Source organism: Curtobacterium sp. MCJR17_020 (assembly GCF_003234365.2).
Classification (GTDB): domain Bacteria; phylum Actinomycetota; class Actinomycetes; order Actinomycetales; family Microbacteriaceae; genus Curtobacterium.
In genome coordinates this window covers 1,759,193-1,773,894 of the sequence record NZ_CP126260.1, presented here as the reverse complement: position 1 = coordinate 1,773,894, position 14,702 = coordinate 1,759,193, and the positions used below count along the sequence as shown (strand labels likewise).

At 71.3% G+C, this 14,702-nt stretch carries 14 protein-coding genes; 4 read left to right on the top strand and 10 right to left on the bottom strand.

The genetic code is table 11. The features are described from left to right. Positions 1-9: 9 nt before the first annotated feature. Genes DEJ14_RS08435 through DEJ14_RS08400 form a run of 8 tightly spaced genes read right to left on the bottom strand, consistent with a single transcriptional unit; the run spans position 10 to position 8,098 of the window. Positions 10-648, bottom strand: coding sequence for a VOC family protein (locus DEJ14_RS08435; protein ID WP_111085637.1), 639 nt, complete (start codon positions 646-648; stop codon positions 10-12). Further along, a complete protein-coding gene (locus DEJ14_RS08430) occupies positions 645-1,265 on the bottom strand; it encodes an alkylhydroperoxidase domain protein (RefSeq protein WP_111085638.1) in 621 nt (206 codons plus the stop codon). Before DEJ14_RS08430 ends, DEJ14_RS08435 begins: the two co-directional genes overlap by 4 nt. Beyond that, positions 1,262-1,885: a CMD domain protein gene (locus DEJ14_RS08425; RefSeq protein ID WP_111085639.1), complete on the bottom strand. Its 624-nt coding sequence runs from the start codon at positions 1,883-1,885 to the stop codon at positions 1,262-1,264. Before DEJ14_RS08425 ends, DEJ14_RS08430 begins: the two co-directional genes overlap by 4 nt. Beyond that, on the bottom strand, positions 1,882-2,964 hold the full coding sequence (locus tag DEJ14_RS08420) for a putative FMN-dependent luciferase-like monooxygenase (RefSeq protein ID WP_111085640.1): 1,083 nt from the start codon (positions 2,962-2,964) through the stop codon (positions 1,882-1,884). Before DEJ14_RS08420 ends, DEJ14_RS08425 begins: the two co-directional genes overlap by 4 nt. Next, the gene (locus tag DEJ14_RS08415; protein WP_111085641.1) at positions 2,961-4,664 is read right to left on the bottom strand and encodes a dipeptide ABC transporter ATP-binding protein; all 1,704 of its coding nucleotides are present in this window, start codon (positions 4,662-4,664) and stop codon (positions 2,961-2,963) included. Before DEJ14_RS08415 ends, DEJ14_RS08420 begins: the two co-directional genes overlap by 4 nt. Continuing rightward, positions 4,661-5,503 (bottom strand): ABC transporter permease, encoded by an 843-nt coding sequence (locus tag DEJ14_RS08410; RefSeq protein ID WP_111085642.1) that lies wholly within the window; start codon positions 5,501-5,503, stop codon positions 4,661-4,663. The genes DEJ14_RS08415 and DEJ14_RS08410 overlap by 4 nt, the downstream gene beginning before the upstream one ends. After that, positions 5,500-6,435 (bottom strand): ABC transporter permease, encoded by a 936-nt coding sequence (locus DEJ14_RS08405; RefSeq protein ID WP_111085643.1) that lies wholly within the window; start codon positions 6,433-6,435, stop codon positions 5,500-5,502. Before DEJ14_RS08405 ends, DEJ14_RS08410 begins: the two co-directional genes overlap by 4 nt. Positions 6,436-6,451: 16 nt before the next feature. Next, a complete protein-coding gene (locus DEJ14_RS08400; protein ID WP_111085644.1) occupies positions 6,452-8,098 on the bottom strand; it encodes a TIGR04028 family ABC transporter substrate-binding protein in 1,647 nt (548 codons plus the stop codon). Between the two features lie 138 nt (positions 8,099-8,236). On the opposite strand from DEJ14_RS08400, the gene DEJ14_RS08395 reads away from it, so the two are divergent. Further along, positions 8,237-8,797, top strand: a complete 561-nt coding sequence (locus DEJ14_RS08395; RefSeq protein ID WP_111085645.1) for a histidine phosphatase family protein — start codon at positions 8,237-8,239, stop codon at positions 8,795-8,797. A gap of 216 nt (positions 8,798-9,013) precedes the next feature. Here DEJ14_RS08395 and DEJ14_RS08390 read toward each other — a convergent pair whose 3' ends face one another. Further along, on the bottom strand, positions 9,014-9,823 hold the full coding sequence (locus DEJ14_RS08390; RefSeq protein WP_111085646.1) for a DUF1684 domain-containing protein: 810 nt from the start codon (positions 9,821-9,823) through the stop codon (positions 9,014-9,016). Positions 9,824-9,915: 92 nt separating this feature from the next. Then, entirely contained in the window at positions 9,916-11,196 is a 1,281-nt protein-coding gene (locus DEJ14_RS08385; protein WP_181437555.1) for an ROK family transcriptional regulator, read from the bottom strand. Between the two features lie 134 nt (positions 11,197-11,330). On the opposite strand from DEJ14_RS08385, the gene DEJ14_RS08380 reads away from it, so the two are divergent. Genes DEJ14_RS08380 through DEJ14_RS08370 form a run of 3 tightly spaced genes read left to right on the top strand, consistent with a single transcriptional unit; the run spans position 11,331 to position 14,665 of the window. Next, on the top strand, positions 11,331-12,329 hold the full coding sequence (locus DEJ14_RS08380) for a carbohydrate ABC transporter permease (RefSeq protein WP_111085648.1): 999 nt from the start codon (positions 11,331-11,333) through the stop codon (positions 12,327-12,329). A 3-nt stretch (positions 12,330-12,332) separates the two neighbouring features. Further along, a complete protein-coding gene (locus DEJ14_RS08375) occupies positions 12,333-13,277 on the top strand; it encodes a carbohydrate ABC transporter permease (protein ID WP_111085649.1) in 945 nt (314 codons plus the stop codon). Next, positions 13,274-14,665 (top strand): ABC transporter substrate-binding protein, encoded by a 1,392-nt coding sequence (locus DEJ14_RS08370; protein ID WP_181437556.1) that lies wholly within the window; start codon positions 13,274-13,276, stop codon positions 14,663-14,665. The genes DEJ14_RS08375 and DEJ14_RS08370 overlap by 4 nt, the downstream gene beginning before the upstream one ends. Positions 14,666-14,702: the final 37 nt, after the last annotated feature.

Below are 14,702 nucleotides of genomic sequence, written 5' to 3'. Positions count from 1 at the left end.
CGGCACCGGTCAGAGGGTGACGAGTGTGCCGTCCGCGGTGCGGACGGTCAGGCGGAGCGCGTCGGACTCCCCAGCGACGATCGGCGCGAGGGACCCCTCGGGCAGGCCGAGGGCCGCGGTCGCCGCAGCGGTGGGCGCCGGGTCGGCACGGACGACGTCGAGTGCGACGAACTCGACGGTGGGCAGCTCGCCGAGGCCGGGCTGCTGCGTGCTCCCCCAGTCGATCAGGAACGGCACGTCGAACCGGTCGCTCCGCGCCAGCCGCCACTCGAGCAGCGTGCCGTCCGGCGTGCGGCGCGACAGGTCGGCGACCTCGCCCGCGTCGTGCCCGGCGGCGTGCGCAGCGGCCACCGTCGCGGCGACGTCGTCGGGGTGCACGGCGTACGTGACGACCGTCGGCTCGGTCAGCCCGTCGATCCCGAAGGTCGTGGGGACGACGTCGCGGGACGGGTCCGGCCCGATGAGCTCGACGTAGTGCGGCGCCCGCTGCCCGTCCACGGTCAGGGCCACGAGGGCGTTCGCGGTGCCCGTCGGGTGCACGCCACCGGGGGCGGCGGTCACCCCGGTGCGGTCCGCGAACCAGGCGACGACGTCGGCCAGCACCGGGCCGGCGATGACGACGTGGTCGAGCAGGCCGGCGGCGCTCACGAGGTGGCCCGTCGGCGCGCCGGGACCTCGGGTTCACCGAGGGACAGCATGAGCCGGTTCGCCCAGTTGAAGAACGCGGCGCCGTTCACGACGTCGACGATCCCGGCGTCGTCGAACCCGGCAGCGCGGAGCCCCTCGACGTCGGACGCGCCGAAGCCGAGCGGCGTGTCCGCCAGGGCCGAGGACGCTGCGGCGACGGCGTTCCACCGCTCGTCGCCGAGGTCGGCGTCCACGCCGTCGTCGAGCAGCCGCTGGACGTCGTCCTCGCGACCGGATTCGCGGGTCGCGGCGGCCGCGTGCACCGAGGCACAGAACACGCAGCCGTTGCGGCGCGAGGTGACGGCAGCGGCGAGTTCCCGCTCGGCGCGCCCGGCGCCGGCGTCGATGTTGTGGAAGATGTCGAGGTCGGTGCGCGTGCGTGCCTCGAGCGCCGCCGGGTCGCGTGCCAGCAGCCGGAAGTACGGATTGGCGGCACGCGCCGGTTCGACCAGGGCCGCCACGTGCTCCCCGGTCAGCGCATCACGCTCGAGGGGCGACACCCACGGCACCCAGCCGAGGCCCTGCTGGGTGAAGGCGTCCGGGCGGTGCAGGTCCGGGTACTCGTGGACGATGCTCATCGGAGGACTCCTTCGACGGGGACGGGAGCGCTCTGCAGCACGGACAACGCCCATGCGGAGCGGAGCTGGAACGACAGGAACGCGACGAGCTGCGACAGCGTGACGATCCCGTCCGCGTCCCACCCGGCGTCGACGAGCGCGCGCACGGCGTCCGACGACGCCTCGCGCGGCCGCAGGACGAGCAGCTGCGCGTGCACGAGCGCCGCCGTCAAGCGCGCACCGAACACGTCAGCCTCCGACGCCTCCGGCGTCCACACCGCGGCGACGGTGCTGTCCGCTGCCAGGCCGGGTTCGCGGTAGGAGCCGGCCGGTCCCGCGGCCGCAGCCTGCGCGACGGACCGGTGCAGGGCCTCCAGGACGGCTGCGTCGGCCTCGTCGGCGAGCAGGTCGGCGTAGAACGCGGTGGCGCGGTCGAACCCGTGCAGTCCCGCGACGAACGCGGCGACCACGTACCGGTCGACGAGCGGGAACGCGCCCGGCGTGGCGGGTTCGAGCAGGGCGGCGAAGCTGCGCTGTGCGTTCGCGCGGGCCTCGGGGCGCCGCGCGCGGATCGTGTCCAGGTGGCTGCCGGGCGCGATGCCCGCCAGCAGGTCGATGACGTCGGCCGTGGGCTGGGTCATGCTGTCCTCTCGGGGGTGCGGGTGCGGTGGGCGTCGCGGAGCGCCGCGGCGGCGTCCGGGCCGGTGGCCAGGCCGAGGCGCGGGGCGACCTCGGTCGCGAGCAGTTCGATCGACCGCAGGGTGGTCTCGTGCCGCGGTTCGACGGAGTGCACCTGGAACGTGACGTCGGTGGCGACGGTCAGGGTCTCGTCCCGCGCGAGCGAGGCGACGACCTCGTCGACGGTGCCGACGTGCGTGTCCGTCACCCGGACGAGGCCGTCGAGGTCGAGCTCGGCCGCGCGGTCGGGCCCGACGATCGTGGCCGCGAACCGACGGAGGTGCGGCTCGGCCTCCTCGAGCACGCGCGTGCGGTCGGACTCGTCGACGACCACCGCGGACCGGGACGCCAGCACCCGGTACGGCGCACCGTCGGGCAGGGCTGCGCGGTACGCGTCGACGATCGGCAGCTGCAGGTCGTGCAAGAGCAGGTCGGGGGTGCCGTCCGGGCGGGGCTGGCTGCGCGAGAGCATCAGGCCGTGGCCCGCTGCGCCCGCACGGGTGCCGCCGCCGACCGAGAAGGTGCCCTCCCACAGCCGGTCGACGAGTCCGTCGGCCGGCGGGTAAAGGGTCGCGTCGGTGCCGCGGATCCCCCGTCCGGCGAGGGCGTCCGTGAAGACGCCGAGGTGGTCCGCGAAGACCGCCCGGCGGTCCGCCGCATCGCGCCCGAACGGCGGGAACGAGGACGGTGTGCCGCCCGCGGCGACGCCGAGCTGCATGCGACCGCCGCTGATCGCGTCGAGCACGCTGGCGTCCTCGGCTGCGCGGAGCGGGTCGTCGATCGGCAGCGTCACCACGCCGGTCGCCAGCGCGATGGTGCTCGTGCGGCTGGCGGCCGCGGCGAGCAGGACGAACGGCGAGGGCAGCCCGCCCTCGTGCTCGTGGAAGTGGTGCTGGGCCACCCAGGCGCTGGCGTGGCCGAAGCGCTCGGCGGTCTCGATCTGCTCGAGCGCGAAGCGGTAGCGGTCGGCGGCGGGGGCGTCCTCGAGGATCCTCGTGAAGAACCCGGTGCGTGCGGGGGCGGGCTGCTCGTGGTCCGTCATGCGTGTGCCTCCTGTTCCTGCGGTTCTTGCGTGGCCGGCGTGGACGGCTGGTTCGACTGGGCCGACGCCCTGCCTGCGCGCCCGGGGATCGCCGCCAGCAGCTGGCGTGTGTACTCGTGCTCCGGCTGGTCGAACACCTGCTCGGCGGTGCCGTGCTCGACCTGCACCCCGCGGCGCAGCACCGACACGGTGTCCGCGATCTGCCGCACCACGGCCAGGTCGTGCGAGATGAACACGTAGGTCAGGCCGAGCTCCTCCTGCAGCCGCGCGAGGAGTCGGAGGATCTGCGCCTGCACTGTGACGTCGAGCGCCGAGACGGCTTCGTCGAGCACCACGAGCCGCGGTTCGAGCACCAGGGCGCGGGCGATCGCGACGCGCTGCCGCTGTCCGCCGGAGAGCTCCCGGGGCAGCCGGTCCGCGATCTCTGGTGCGAGACCGACGTGCCGCAACTGCTCCGCGACGCGGTCGCTCCGCTCGGCCGCGTCCCCGATCCGGAAGTTGTCGAGCGGCTCGCGCACGATCCGCCGCACGCTCTGCCGGGGATCGAGCGAGCCGTACGGGTTCTGGTACACCAGCTGCGTCGTGCGCCGCAGGTCGCGGAGCGCGCGTCGCGACCGCAGCGCGGTCACCTCGGTGTCGCCCACCGTGACCGTGCCGGCGGTCGGCCGGGCGAACCCGGCGACCACCCGGCCGGTCGTGGTCTTGCCGGAGCCGGACTCCCCCACGATGGCATGCGTCGTGCCGACGGCGACCCGGAACGACACGTCGTCCACGGCGACGAGCGGCGTGGCGCCGCGCCGGGGGAACTCCTGTCGCAGGTCGCGGACGACCAGCAGGTCGCTGCGGACGGGAGGCCCGGATCGCCCGGCCGTGTCCGTCGCGTCCGCGCGTGGCCGGTCCCGGACCACCACCTGCATCAGCGACGGAGCGTCCGTCAGCAGCGTGCGGGTGTAGTCGGACTGCGGTGCCGAGAACACCCGGTCGGCGGGGCCGGACTCCTGCACGGTGCCGTTCCGCATCACGACCACGCGGTCCGCCCGCTCGGCGGCGACGGCCAGGTCGTGCGTGATGAACAGCACGCCCGTCCCGGTCTCGGTGCGCAGGCGGTCGAGCAGGTCGAGGACCCGCTGCTGGACGGTCACGTCGAGCGCGCTGGTCGGCTCGTCGGCGATCACGAGTGCGGGCTCGAGGGCGATCGCCGCCGCGATGAGGACCCGCTGCCGCATGCCGCCGGAGAGCTCGTGCGGGTACTGGCGGATCCGGGTCTCCGGGTCGTCGATGTCGACGCGCTCGAGCAGTTCGAGCACACGTGCCCGGGTCTTCACCCGGTCCTTCCACCCGTGGATCCGCAGGACCTCGGCGATGTTCGCGCCGATCGTCGCGACGGGGTTGAGTGAGTTGCCCGGGTCCTGCGGCACGAGCCCGATCGCGCGACCGCGGACGCTCCGGAACTCGCGCTCGGACAGGCCGGTGAGCTCGCGGTCGCCGAGGCGGATCGACCCGTGGGCGACCCGACCGTTGCTCGCGAGCAGCCCGATCACCGACTGGGCGACCGACGACTTGCCGCTGCCGGACTCGCCGACCAGGGCGGTGACCTCGCCGGGGGCGACCTCGAGGTCCACCCCGTCGACGGCGGTGACGTCGCCGCGGGCCGTGCGGTAGGCGACACGCAGGTCCTGGACGGTGAGCAGGGCGGTCATCGGACGCCTCCTCGGATGGCCTGGCTGAGCCGGTTGGTGGCGAGGACCACCAGGACCACGACCACCCCCGGCAGGACGGTGAGCCACCAGGCGGTGGCGACGTAGTTGCGGCCCTCGGCGATGAGGAGCCCCCACTCCGGCGTGGGCGGCGGTGCGCCGTAGCCGAGGAACCCGAGCGTGGAGATCTGCAGGATCGCCGACCCGAACTGCAGGGCGGCGAGGGCGATCACCGGGGTCAGCGAGTTCGGCAGCACGTGGCGGAGCAGCACGACGACACCGCGACCACCGGAGCCGTAGGCCGCCTCGACGTACTCGCTCACCCGGACACGGACGACCTCGGACCGCGACAGTCGAGCGAACACCGCGATCGAGGTGACGCCGACTGCGATCGCCGCGTTCGTGGTGCCGAACCCGAGCAGGATGACGACGCTGAGCGACAGCAGCAGGGCGGGGATCGCGAGCAGGACGTCGACCACGCGCATGAGCACGTCGTCGAGGACCCCGCCGGCCGAACCCGCCGCGACGCCGATGGCGGTGCCGACGACCAGTCCGACGAGCACGGCGACCAGGGCACCGACCACCGACTGCGATGCGCCGTACACGACGCGCGTGTACAGGTCGCGTCCGGTGGAGTCGGTGCCGAACCAGTGTGCGCCGCTCGGAGCCTGCAGCGAGGTGCCGACCGAGGTCGTCGGGTCGCCGTGTGCGAAGAGCTGCGGGAACACCGCCGCGACCAGTGCGACGGTGATGACGAGTCCGGGCAGCACGAGTCCGGGGACGAGTCGGACGGCGACGCGGGAGCGCCCGAGCGTCCCGGTGGCGATGGTGGCCGCGGTCATCGGGCGCCTCCCGTGCGCAGGCGTGCGTCGAGCACCGGGTAGAGCAGGTCGACGACCAGGTTGATCACGACGAAGACGACGGTGGACAGCACGACGACCGCGAGCAGGACGGGGGTGTCCCGGTTCGCGACGGCCTGTGCGGTCAGCTGGCCGATGCCCTCGCGAGCGAAGACAGCCTCTGTGACGACCGCGCCGCCGACGAGCTCGCCGAACAGCAGGCCGCCCATCGTCAGCGTCGGCAGGAGCGCGTTCCGGCTGACGTCCTTCCAGAGCAGCCACGAGGTGCTCGCGCCGCGCGCCCGGACGACGGCCACGAAGGGCTGCTCCGACACCTCGTCGATGCTCCGCATGAGCACCTGGGCCAGCGGGGCGGCGATCGGGATGGCGATCGTGATCACCGGCAGGATGAGCGACTGCAACGGGTTCGCGTTCAGCACCGGCACCAGGCCGAGCCGGAACGAGAACACCTGGATCAGGATGATGCCGATCCAGGCCACGGGCAGCGACACGAAGAACGGCGGCAGCGAGCGGAACACCCGGCGCAGCCACCGGCCGCGGCCGTACGTCGCCGTGAAGGCGATGGTGCCGGCCAGCAGGAGCGCCAGCGCGAAGCCGAGGGCGGCGAGCACGAGGGTGGCCGGCAGTGCGGTCGCGATCAGGGTGGACACCGCGGCGCCGCTCTGCACGGAGTAGCCCCAGTCACCGGTGAGGAACCCGCGGGCCGACCGCCAGAGCCGCACCGGGAACGCGTCGTCCGCGCCGTACGACGCCCGGATGTCGGCGAGCTGGTCCGGCGACAGCCCGAGTTCGGGGCTGCCGTACCGGGCGAGCACGGCGTCTCCGGGCAGGAGCGCGAGGAGCACGTACGCGGCGACGAACGCCACGACGAGCACGACGAGCGCCTGCCCGGCACGCCTGGAGAGGAAGGTCATCGGGTCGGCGTCCTCGTCAGTTCGACTTCGAGACGTCGTAGAACGACGGACGGCCGACGGACTCGGTGGCGAAGCCCCGCACGGTGTCACGGAGACCGAACACCTGCGGCTCCTCGAAGATCGGCAGGATGTACGCCTGTTCGGCGAGCCGCTCCTGGGCCTTCTTCGACGCGGCCGCGCGCTCCTCGGTCGTCGGTTCGGACGCGATCGCGTTCAGGTCGTCGTCGAGCTGCTCGTCGCCGATGCTCTCGTCCGCGGTGTCGAGGTTGAGCAGGGTGTTGCGGTTCTTCGAGAAGTACTGGGACTTCAGGACGTCGAAGTCCGCCCGGCCGACCATCGAGTGGTACACCTGGATCGTGTCCGGGTCGAGGGCTGCCTCGGTCTGCGCGGCCTGGTCGCCGGAGAACAGTTCGACCTGCACGCCGATCTCCTTGAGCTGCTCTTGGATGAGCGTCACGACCTCCTTCGAGCGGGGCTGCGGGAGCGCCTCGTTGAAGGTCAGGCTGAGCGTGACACCGTCCTTCTCGCGGACACCGTCACCGTTCTCCTTCCACCCCGCGTCGTCGAGCAGGTCCTTCGCCTTCGCCGGGTCGTACTCGTAGTACTCCGACGTGTCCACGTAGCCGGCGGCGGTCTTCGCGAGCGCACCGGTCGCGAGCGTGTAGTTGTCGGTGAAGAGCTTTGACAGGATGTCCTCGCGGTCGATGCCGGCGATGATCGCCTTCCGCACCGCGACGTCGGAGAGCTCCGGCGTCCGGAAGCGGAAGCTCAGACCGTTGTTCACGCCGTTCGTCGGGGCGGCGACGATCGACAGGCCGCTCGCGTCGAACTGCTTCTCGTCCGGGGCTGGGATCTGCCGGGCGACGTCCGCCTGGCCGCTGGTGACCGTCCCGACGCGCACGCTGTCCTCGCCGGCGAGCACGATGTCGATCCCGTCCAGGTGGGCGCGACCGTCGTGGTCCGCCGACTCCGGCGCCCAGTCGTAGTCCTTGCGGACGGCGAGGTCGATCTCGGTGCCGACCTTCTCCTTCGCCACGACGAAGGGGCCGGAGCCGATGACGTCCTCGGCGTTGCCCGGGCCGAACTCCTCACCCGTGCGGTCGAGCGTCTCGTTCGAGACGAGCCCGGAGTTGATCGTCGAGGTCGCCTGCGCGAAGCCCGGGGCGGGCGCCGAGAAGAAGAACTTCACCGTGTGGTCGTCGAGGGCCTCGCCGTGGTCGTAGTTGTTGATGGCCTCGGAGACGGTGAGCGCGCGATCGGTGTCGCCCTTGCCGTACAGGTCGAAGTTCTTCACGACGTTCTCGGCGTCGAGCGGGGTGCCGTCCGAGTAGGTGACGCCGTCACGGAGGGTGAAGGTGTACTCGGTGGCGTCGGCGTTCACCTTCGGCAGCGCCGTGGCGATCCACGGCTCGAGCTCGAGCGTCTTCGGGTCCTGGTACAGCAGACGGTCCGTGATGTTGTTCACGATGCCGCCGTTCGGGTAGAAGCCGGCCGACGGCGGGTACAGCGTGTTCCAGGTCTGCGGCTCGAGGTACGTGAGCGTGCCACCGTCCTGCGGCGTGCTGCTGCTCGACGCGGTGCTGCCGTTCGAGCAGCCGGCGACGAGTGCGGAGACGGCTGCGACGGACAGGGCCGCGAGGAGTGCGCGACGGGTTCGGGTCATCGGGGTTCGCTTCCGGGCTGTGGAGCGGTCGGGGGAATGCTTCACCTCATCACAGGAACGCTCCCAGGAAGCGACGGAGCTTCACGGTCCGTAACACGGCTGCTCGGCGCCGCTGTGGGTCCGTGCCAGGATCGGCGGATGGTCTCGTACTTCCTGAGCCACGCCGAGGTCGTCGTGGAGCCCGCCGAGCCGATCGAGTCGTGGGGGCTCTCCGCAGCGGGACGCGCACGCGCAGCGCGGTCGGGTCCGCTGGCCTGGGAGCCGGGCGTCCGGACACTCGTGTCGAGCACGGAACGCAAGGCCGTCGAGACCGCCGAGCTGCTCGGGGCCGCGGTCGGGCTCGTGCCCGCGCAGGATCCCCTGCTCGGCGAGATCGACCGCAGCGCGACGGGCTACCTGCCGCCGACCGAGTTCGAGGGTGTCGTCGACCGGTTCTTCGCGGAGCCGACCCGATCGGTCCGCGGATGGGAGCGGGCCGTCGACGCCCAGGCCCGCATCGTCGGAGCGGTCCGGCGGCTCACAGCGGCGGGCGACGCGACCATCGTGTCGCACGGTGCCGTCGGGGCGCTCCTGCTCGCCGACCTGACCGGAGCGCCGGTGGCACGCGCGCTCGACCAACCCGGTATGGGCAGCGTGTTCGCGTTCGATGCGCGGGCGTGGCGGGCGACGAGCACCTGGCAGCGCGTGCCCTCCGGCTGACGCACCCGCCGACCGGCGCGCCCACGGCCGGTGCGCGTGCATGTTCCGACGTTCCACTCGTTGATCAACGGGTGGATCGTCGTCTCGTGCGCACGCATCGAGTGCGCGTGCATGTTCCGACCAACCACGAGTCGATCACCTCGTGGAATGTCGGACGATGCACGCGCAGCGAACGACGCCGAGGACGTCGTTCCGCGGCACTCCGCGGCGGCGGGGTCAGACGGGCAGGCACTCCCCCGCCTCGACCGCGACGTCGAGCCGGTTCTCGGCCGGCGGCAGCGGGCACGTCGCGTGCGCGGTGTACGCGCACGGCAGGTTCGTCGCGCGGGTGAAGTCGATCCGGGTCGCGCCGGCGGCATCCGGGGCGGCGATGTCCAGGCTCCGGTTCGCGGCGGAGGTCGTGACGCCGCTGGTGCGGTCGGTGAACAGGACGTGCAGGCCGTCGCCGTGCCCGTTGAACGCGAGCAGCGACCGCGGCCCGTCGAGGTCGAAGGTGAGGACGCCGGGCGCCGAGTACACGTGCTGCAGCCCGTCGACGACCGAGCCCACGGTGACCTCGCGCGGTTCGTCGAACGGTTCGAAGTGCGCGTCGACCACGAACCGGTCCGACGGCTCGTACGTCGGGGTGCCGGGGTACTCGGTGCGGGTCGGGTTGCCCGGGTGCCGGGGCCGGATGACGTCGCTGCCGCCACGACGGGCGACCTCGATCACGACGGTCTCGTCGCCGTCCTGCCACACGACGTTCGTGCTCGAGCGCTCGGGCAGTGGTCCGAAGCGGTGGGTACCGGTGGTCGACTGCCCGTCGACCGTGATCGTCTCGCCGTCCGCGAGCTCGACGACGGGCCCGTCATCGCCCGTCGACCACGTGCCCGGGGCGTCGTCGAACCGCTCGGGCGTGCTCGTCAGCCACCGGATGCTCGTGATGGCGAGGAAGCCGTGCTCGCTCGCCCGGGCTCGTTCGTGGGCGTCGTGCCAGGCCGCCCACTCGGTGGCGGAGTCGGGTGCGGTCGGCGTCGTCGTGCTCATGCCCCGACGCTACGACGCCCGGGCCGCGAACGCGACGTCGCCGTCGCGCGACGTCACGCGCACGGCCGACCCGACGCCCTGGACGGTCCCGCTCACCAGGGGTGGGCGATGCTGCGGACGTGCACCGGGCCTCCTGGTCGACGCCCCGTACCGACGTCGGTACCGCGGCCGACGGGGGCAGGCACGGCGAGGTCGGCCTGCAGCACCGCGCAGGCGGCCCCGCGGGCCACCGAGGCCTCGCCGAAGGCGGTGGCGGCGACCGTCGGGAACGGCCCGTGCGGCAGGCGGACCGCGAGCCGCTCGCGGACGGCCGCGATGAAGACGTCGCCGCCGGCCAGAGCTGCACTGCCACCGATCACGACGCGTGGCACGTCGAGCAGCTCGACGACGTGGGCGAGCGCGGATCCGAGGGCGGCGCCGGCCTCGGCGACCAGCGGCACCGCGGACGGCGTCGCGCAGAGCCGCTCGAACGCGTGCCGGACGTCGCTGGCGCGGTCGAGCGGGATGCCCCTGGGGAGCAGGCCGGCGTCGGTGGCGCGCCGGACCTGCTGCAGGGGCTGGCAGGCTTCCCACACCTCGGTCCAGCGGCCGTGCGCCTCGACGGGCATGCCACCGAACTCACCGGCGTTGCCGGTCGCGCCGCGGACCACCTCGCCCGCGGCGACCGTCGCGGCGCTGATGCCGTGGCCGAGGAACACGGAGACCAGGTCGTCGGCGCCGGCAGCGGACCAGACCTCGCCCAGGGCACTCGCGACGCCGTCCTTCTCGAGCCGCACCGGCAGACCGGTCCGGGCGACGAGCTCGTCGGTGACGGGCAGCGACCACCAGGCGGGCAACTGCGCGGGGGTGCCCATCCGCACGCCGTCCGGGTCGATGGAGCCGGGGACGGCGAGGCCGATGCCGACGGGAGCGGGCACGCCGGTGCGCGAGCGGGCCCGACTGCCGTCGCCACGGACCCGGTGCACCGCCGCCGCCATCGTGTCGAGCGTCCGCGCCGGGTCGTCCGTCGCGTCCAGGTCGACGTGCTCGACGGCCAGCACGGCTCCGGTCAGGTCGGTGCGCACGACGACGAGGTGCGCCGGGTCGAGGTGGACCCCGATCGCCGACCGCGACCCCGCGACGATCTCGAGTCGTCGTCCGCCGCCCGGTGTTTCGCGCACGAGTCCCGCTCCCACGAGTCCGGCCGCGATGTTCGACACCGTCTGCGCGCTGAGCCCGGTCGCACGCATCAACTCGGCGCGGGCGAACGGTCCCCGGCGACGGACGAGATCGAGCACCAGGGCACGGTTCTGGACCCCGACGCGCACGAGGTTCGTGCCGCCCGTTCTGCCCTGCACCACGGTGTCAGGAAGGGGTTGACGCGGCTCGGACATGGTCCCTAGCATCTCTGGTCATACGAATTTGTCAATCAATTGGATTGAAACCGCGACGGAGCGATCGGTTCGCCCGTCCGACGACGGATTCGCCCGTGCCACACCGGCGTGGCACGGGGTCGGAAGGGACGCTCGTGACGACGACCGCACGATCCGGAACCACTGCACCACCACGGACGCGCACGGGCGGTGACGTCGCGGTCCGTCGACGACCACGCGAGAAGCATCCGTGGACCCCGGCCGAGAAGCGCCGGCTGCGCGTCGGCATCGCGTTCATCTCGCCGTGGATCCTCGGCGTGCTGGTGTTCATCGCCTACCCCCTGATCTACTCGTTCGCGATCAGCCTGACCCGGTACTCGGGCATGGCCGACATCACCTGGGTCGGGTTCGCCAACTACGTCGCCGCGTTCATCGACCCGCTCGTGCACACCGCGGTCGGCAACACCCTGTTCTACGCCGTCATCGCGGTGCCCGTCGGGATCGTCATCGCCATCGTGATCGCCATCGCGATGAACCAGGACGTCCGCGAGATCGGCTGGTACCGGACGGCCCTCTACATCCCGTCGCTCATCCCGACCTTCGCGCTGGCGTTCATCTTCGTGGTGCTCGTCAACCCGCAGACCGGCCTCGTCAACCAGGTCATGAAGCTCGTCGGGATCCCGGCGACGAACCTGCTCGGCGACCCGACCACGGCGAAGCTCGTCATCGTCGCACTCGCGCAGATGGGTGCCGGCAACGCGGCACTGATCTTCCTCGCCGGGCTGCGCGGGATCCCGAAGACCCTGTACGAAGCCGCTCGCGTGGACGGGGCCGGACCGCTCCGGCAGTTCTTCGCGCTGACGCTGCCGCTGCTCTCCCCCGTGATCCTGTTCAACCTGATCACCGGCATCAGCAACGGCCTGCAGGTCTTCACCGAGGCGTACGTGATCTCGTCCGGCACCGGAGGACTCGGCAGCCCGGACAACGGGACGTTGTTCTACATGCTCTACCTCTACAAGAACGCGTTCAGCTACGCGCAGCTCGGATTCGCCAGCGCCATGGCCGTGCTGCTGTTCCTGGCCGGCATGATCCTGTCCGGGCTCGTGTACTGGCTGTCCAAGCGCTTCGTCAACTACGACGTGACCGGGGAGTGACCGATGACACTGCGCACTGAACGACACCCGGACCGCGACACGGTCACCTCGTCGATCGAGTCCGTCCGGCCCCGCGGTCGCAAGGGTGCCGACGACCGATCCCGGAACGCCGACGGCTCGATCCGCTCACCGTGGTCGTCCGTCCTCGCCCGCGTGCTCCTCATCGCGATGAGCCTGCTGTTCCTCATCCCCATCTACTGGATGGTCATCTCGGCGCTGAAGGGCAACTCCGAACTCGGTGCCTTCCCGCCCACCTGGTTCCCGCAGTGGCTCGACTGGTCGAACTTCGGCAAGGCGATCGACGCGATGCCGTTCTTCACGTTCTTCCGGAACACGCTCATCATCACGGTCTGCGTGACGCTCTTCTCGATGGTCTCGAACCTCGTGATCGCGTACGGGTTCTCGTGCCTCGAGTGGCGCGGCCGCGACAAGGTGTTCTACGTCGTGCTCGCCACGCTGTTCATCCCGTTCCCCGTCACGCTCATCCCGATGTTCGACCTGTACGCCCGACTCGGCTGGATCAACACCTTCCTGCCCCTCATCGTGCCGAGTCTGTTCGGGTCCGCGTTCTACGTGTTCCTGCTCCGGCAGTTCCTGCTGCAGATCCCGAAGGACCTGCTCAACGCAGCGCGGATGGACGGCGCCTCCGAGTGGGGCATCCTCTGGCGCATCGTGTTCCCGCAGGCCAAGGCGGCGCTCGTCACGGTCGGGATCTTCGCGGCGGTGGGTGCATGGAACGACTTCCTCGGGCCGCTCATCTACCTGCAGGACGAGAACGTGCAGACGCTGTCCATCGGGCTGCAGATCTTCCGCCTCAACAACTCGCAGGACTTCCAGTTCAACCAGCTGATGGCGGCATCGGTGCTCATCATCCTGCCGCTCGTGGTCCTGTTCTTCGTGTTCCAGCGGACGTTCATCAAGGGCGTCCAGATCGGGAGCTTCAAGTGAGCAGCGCATTCGACCGACGAACGTTCCTGCGCGGTGCGGCCGCGACCGGCGGTGCGGGGGCGCTCGCACTCCTCGCAGCATCGTGCGCCTCCGGCTCGAGCGGCCGGAGCAACCCGAACCAGGTCACGATCTGGGGTGTCACCGGCACGTTCGTGCCGTTCCAGACGAAGGTGATCAAGGACTTCAACAAGGTCCACCCCGAGGTCGACGTCAAGGTGAACGTCGTCCCGTCGCAGGGCACCGGCGACGCCACGAGCATCATCACGGCCGTGCGCGGCGGCACCGCCCCCGACCTGTGGCTCCTCGACCGGTTCAGTGCGGCGCAGTACGCGGCGATCGGGCTCATCGAACCGATCGACGACATGATCGAGGAGTTCGAGGACCAGCCGAAGGACGAGGTCCTGGCGCAGTGGCTCGGGTTCACGATCGGCGAGGTCAGCTACCAGGGCAAGACCTACGGCCTGCCCCACGACACCGACGCCCGCGGCATGTTCGTGAACCGGAAGATGCTGACCGGCGCCGGGATCGACCCCGACGAGTTCGACTGGGAGCACAACGGCCCGGTGAGCATGGACCGGATGTGGGACGTCAGCGAACGCATCACGAAGAAGTCCGGTGGCGACTACACCCACATGGGACTGCTCCCCTGGTACGGCGAAGGCTGGCCGTTCACGTGGGGGCTCGGCCTCGGTGCGTCGTACTTCGACCAGCAGGACTCGAAGATGACGATGGACTCGAAGAGCGTCCGCAGCATCTTCGAGTTCTACGAGGACTGGGCGAAGCGGTACGGCTACAAGGACGCCGACACCTTCATCGCCACCTACGAGCCGACCGGGCACCCGCCGGGACAGACCGCGTTCATGGCGGACCGGATGGCGTTCATGGTCAGCGTCCCCTCCACCATCCAGACCTTCGACAACTACGGCCCGAAGGACCTCGACTGGGGCACCGCGTACCTGCCGACCCAGCAGGACGGCGGCGACAAGTACACGTGGTCCGGTGGCTTCGCGCTGTGCGTGCCGAAGGGCTCGAAGAAGAACAAGGCCGTGTGGGAGCTCATGAAGTACTTCACGAGCAAGCAGGGCCAGGAGACCTACATGGTGCCGGCCACCAGCGTGCCGTCGAACATCGCGGCGCTGAAGGACCCGAAGGGCTCCGCGAAGTCGATCCGCTTCTTCACCGAGTCGATCGGCGCGTCCACCTGCCGCCCGCCGTTGCCCGTCGGCGGCGCGTGGTGGGACTCCCTCGCGGACGCGCGGTCGAGTGTCCTGCTCGGCACCGCGAGTCCGCAGGAAGCCGTCGAGCGGGCGCAGAACCGCGTCGACCCGATGATGCAGACCTACTCGCCGTTCACGTTGCCGAAGGACTACGACAAGGTCCGGATCTGAGCGGGAACGCTCTGGTCGTCCCCCACGAAAGGAACCA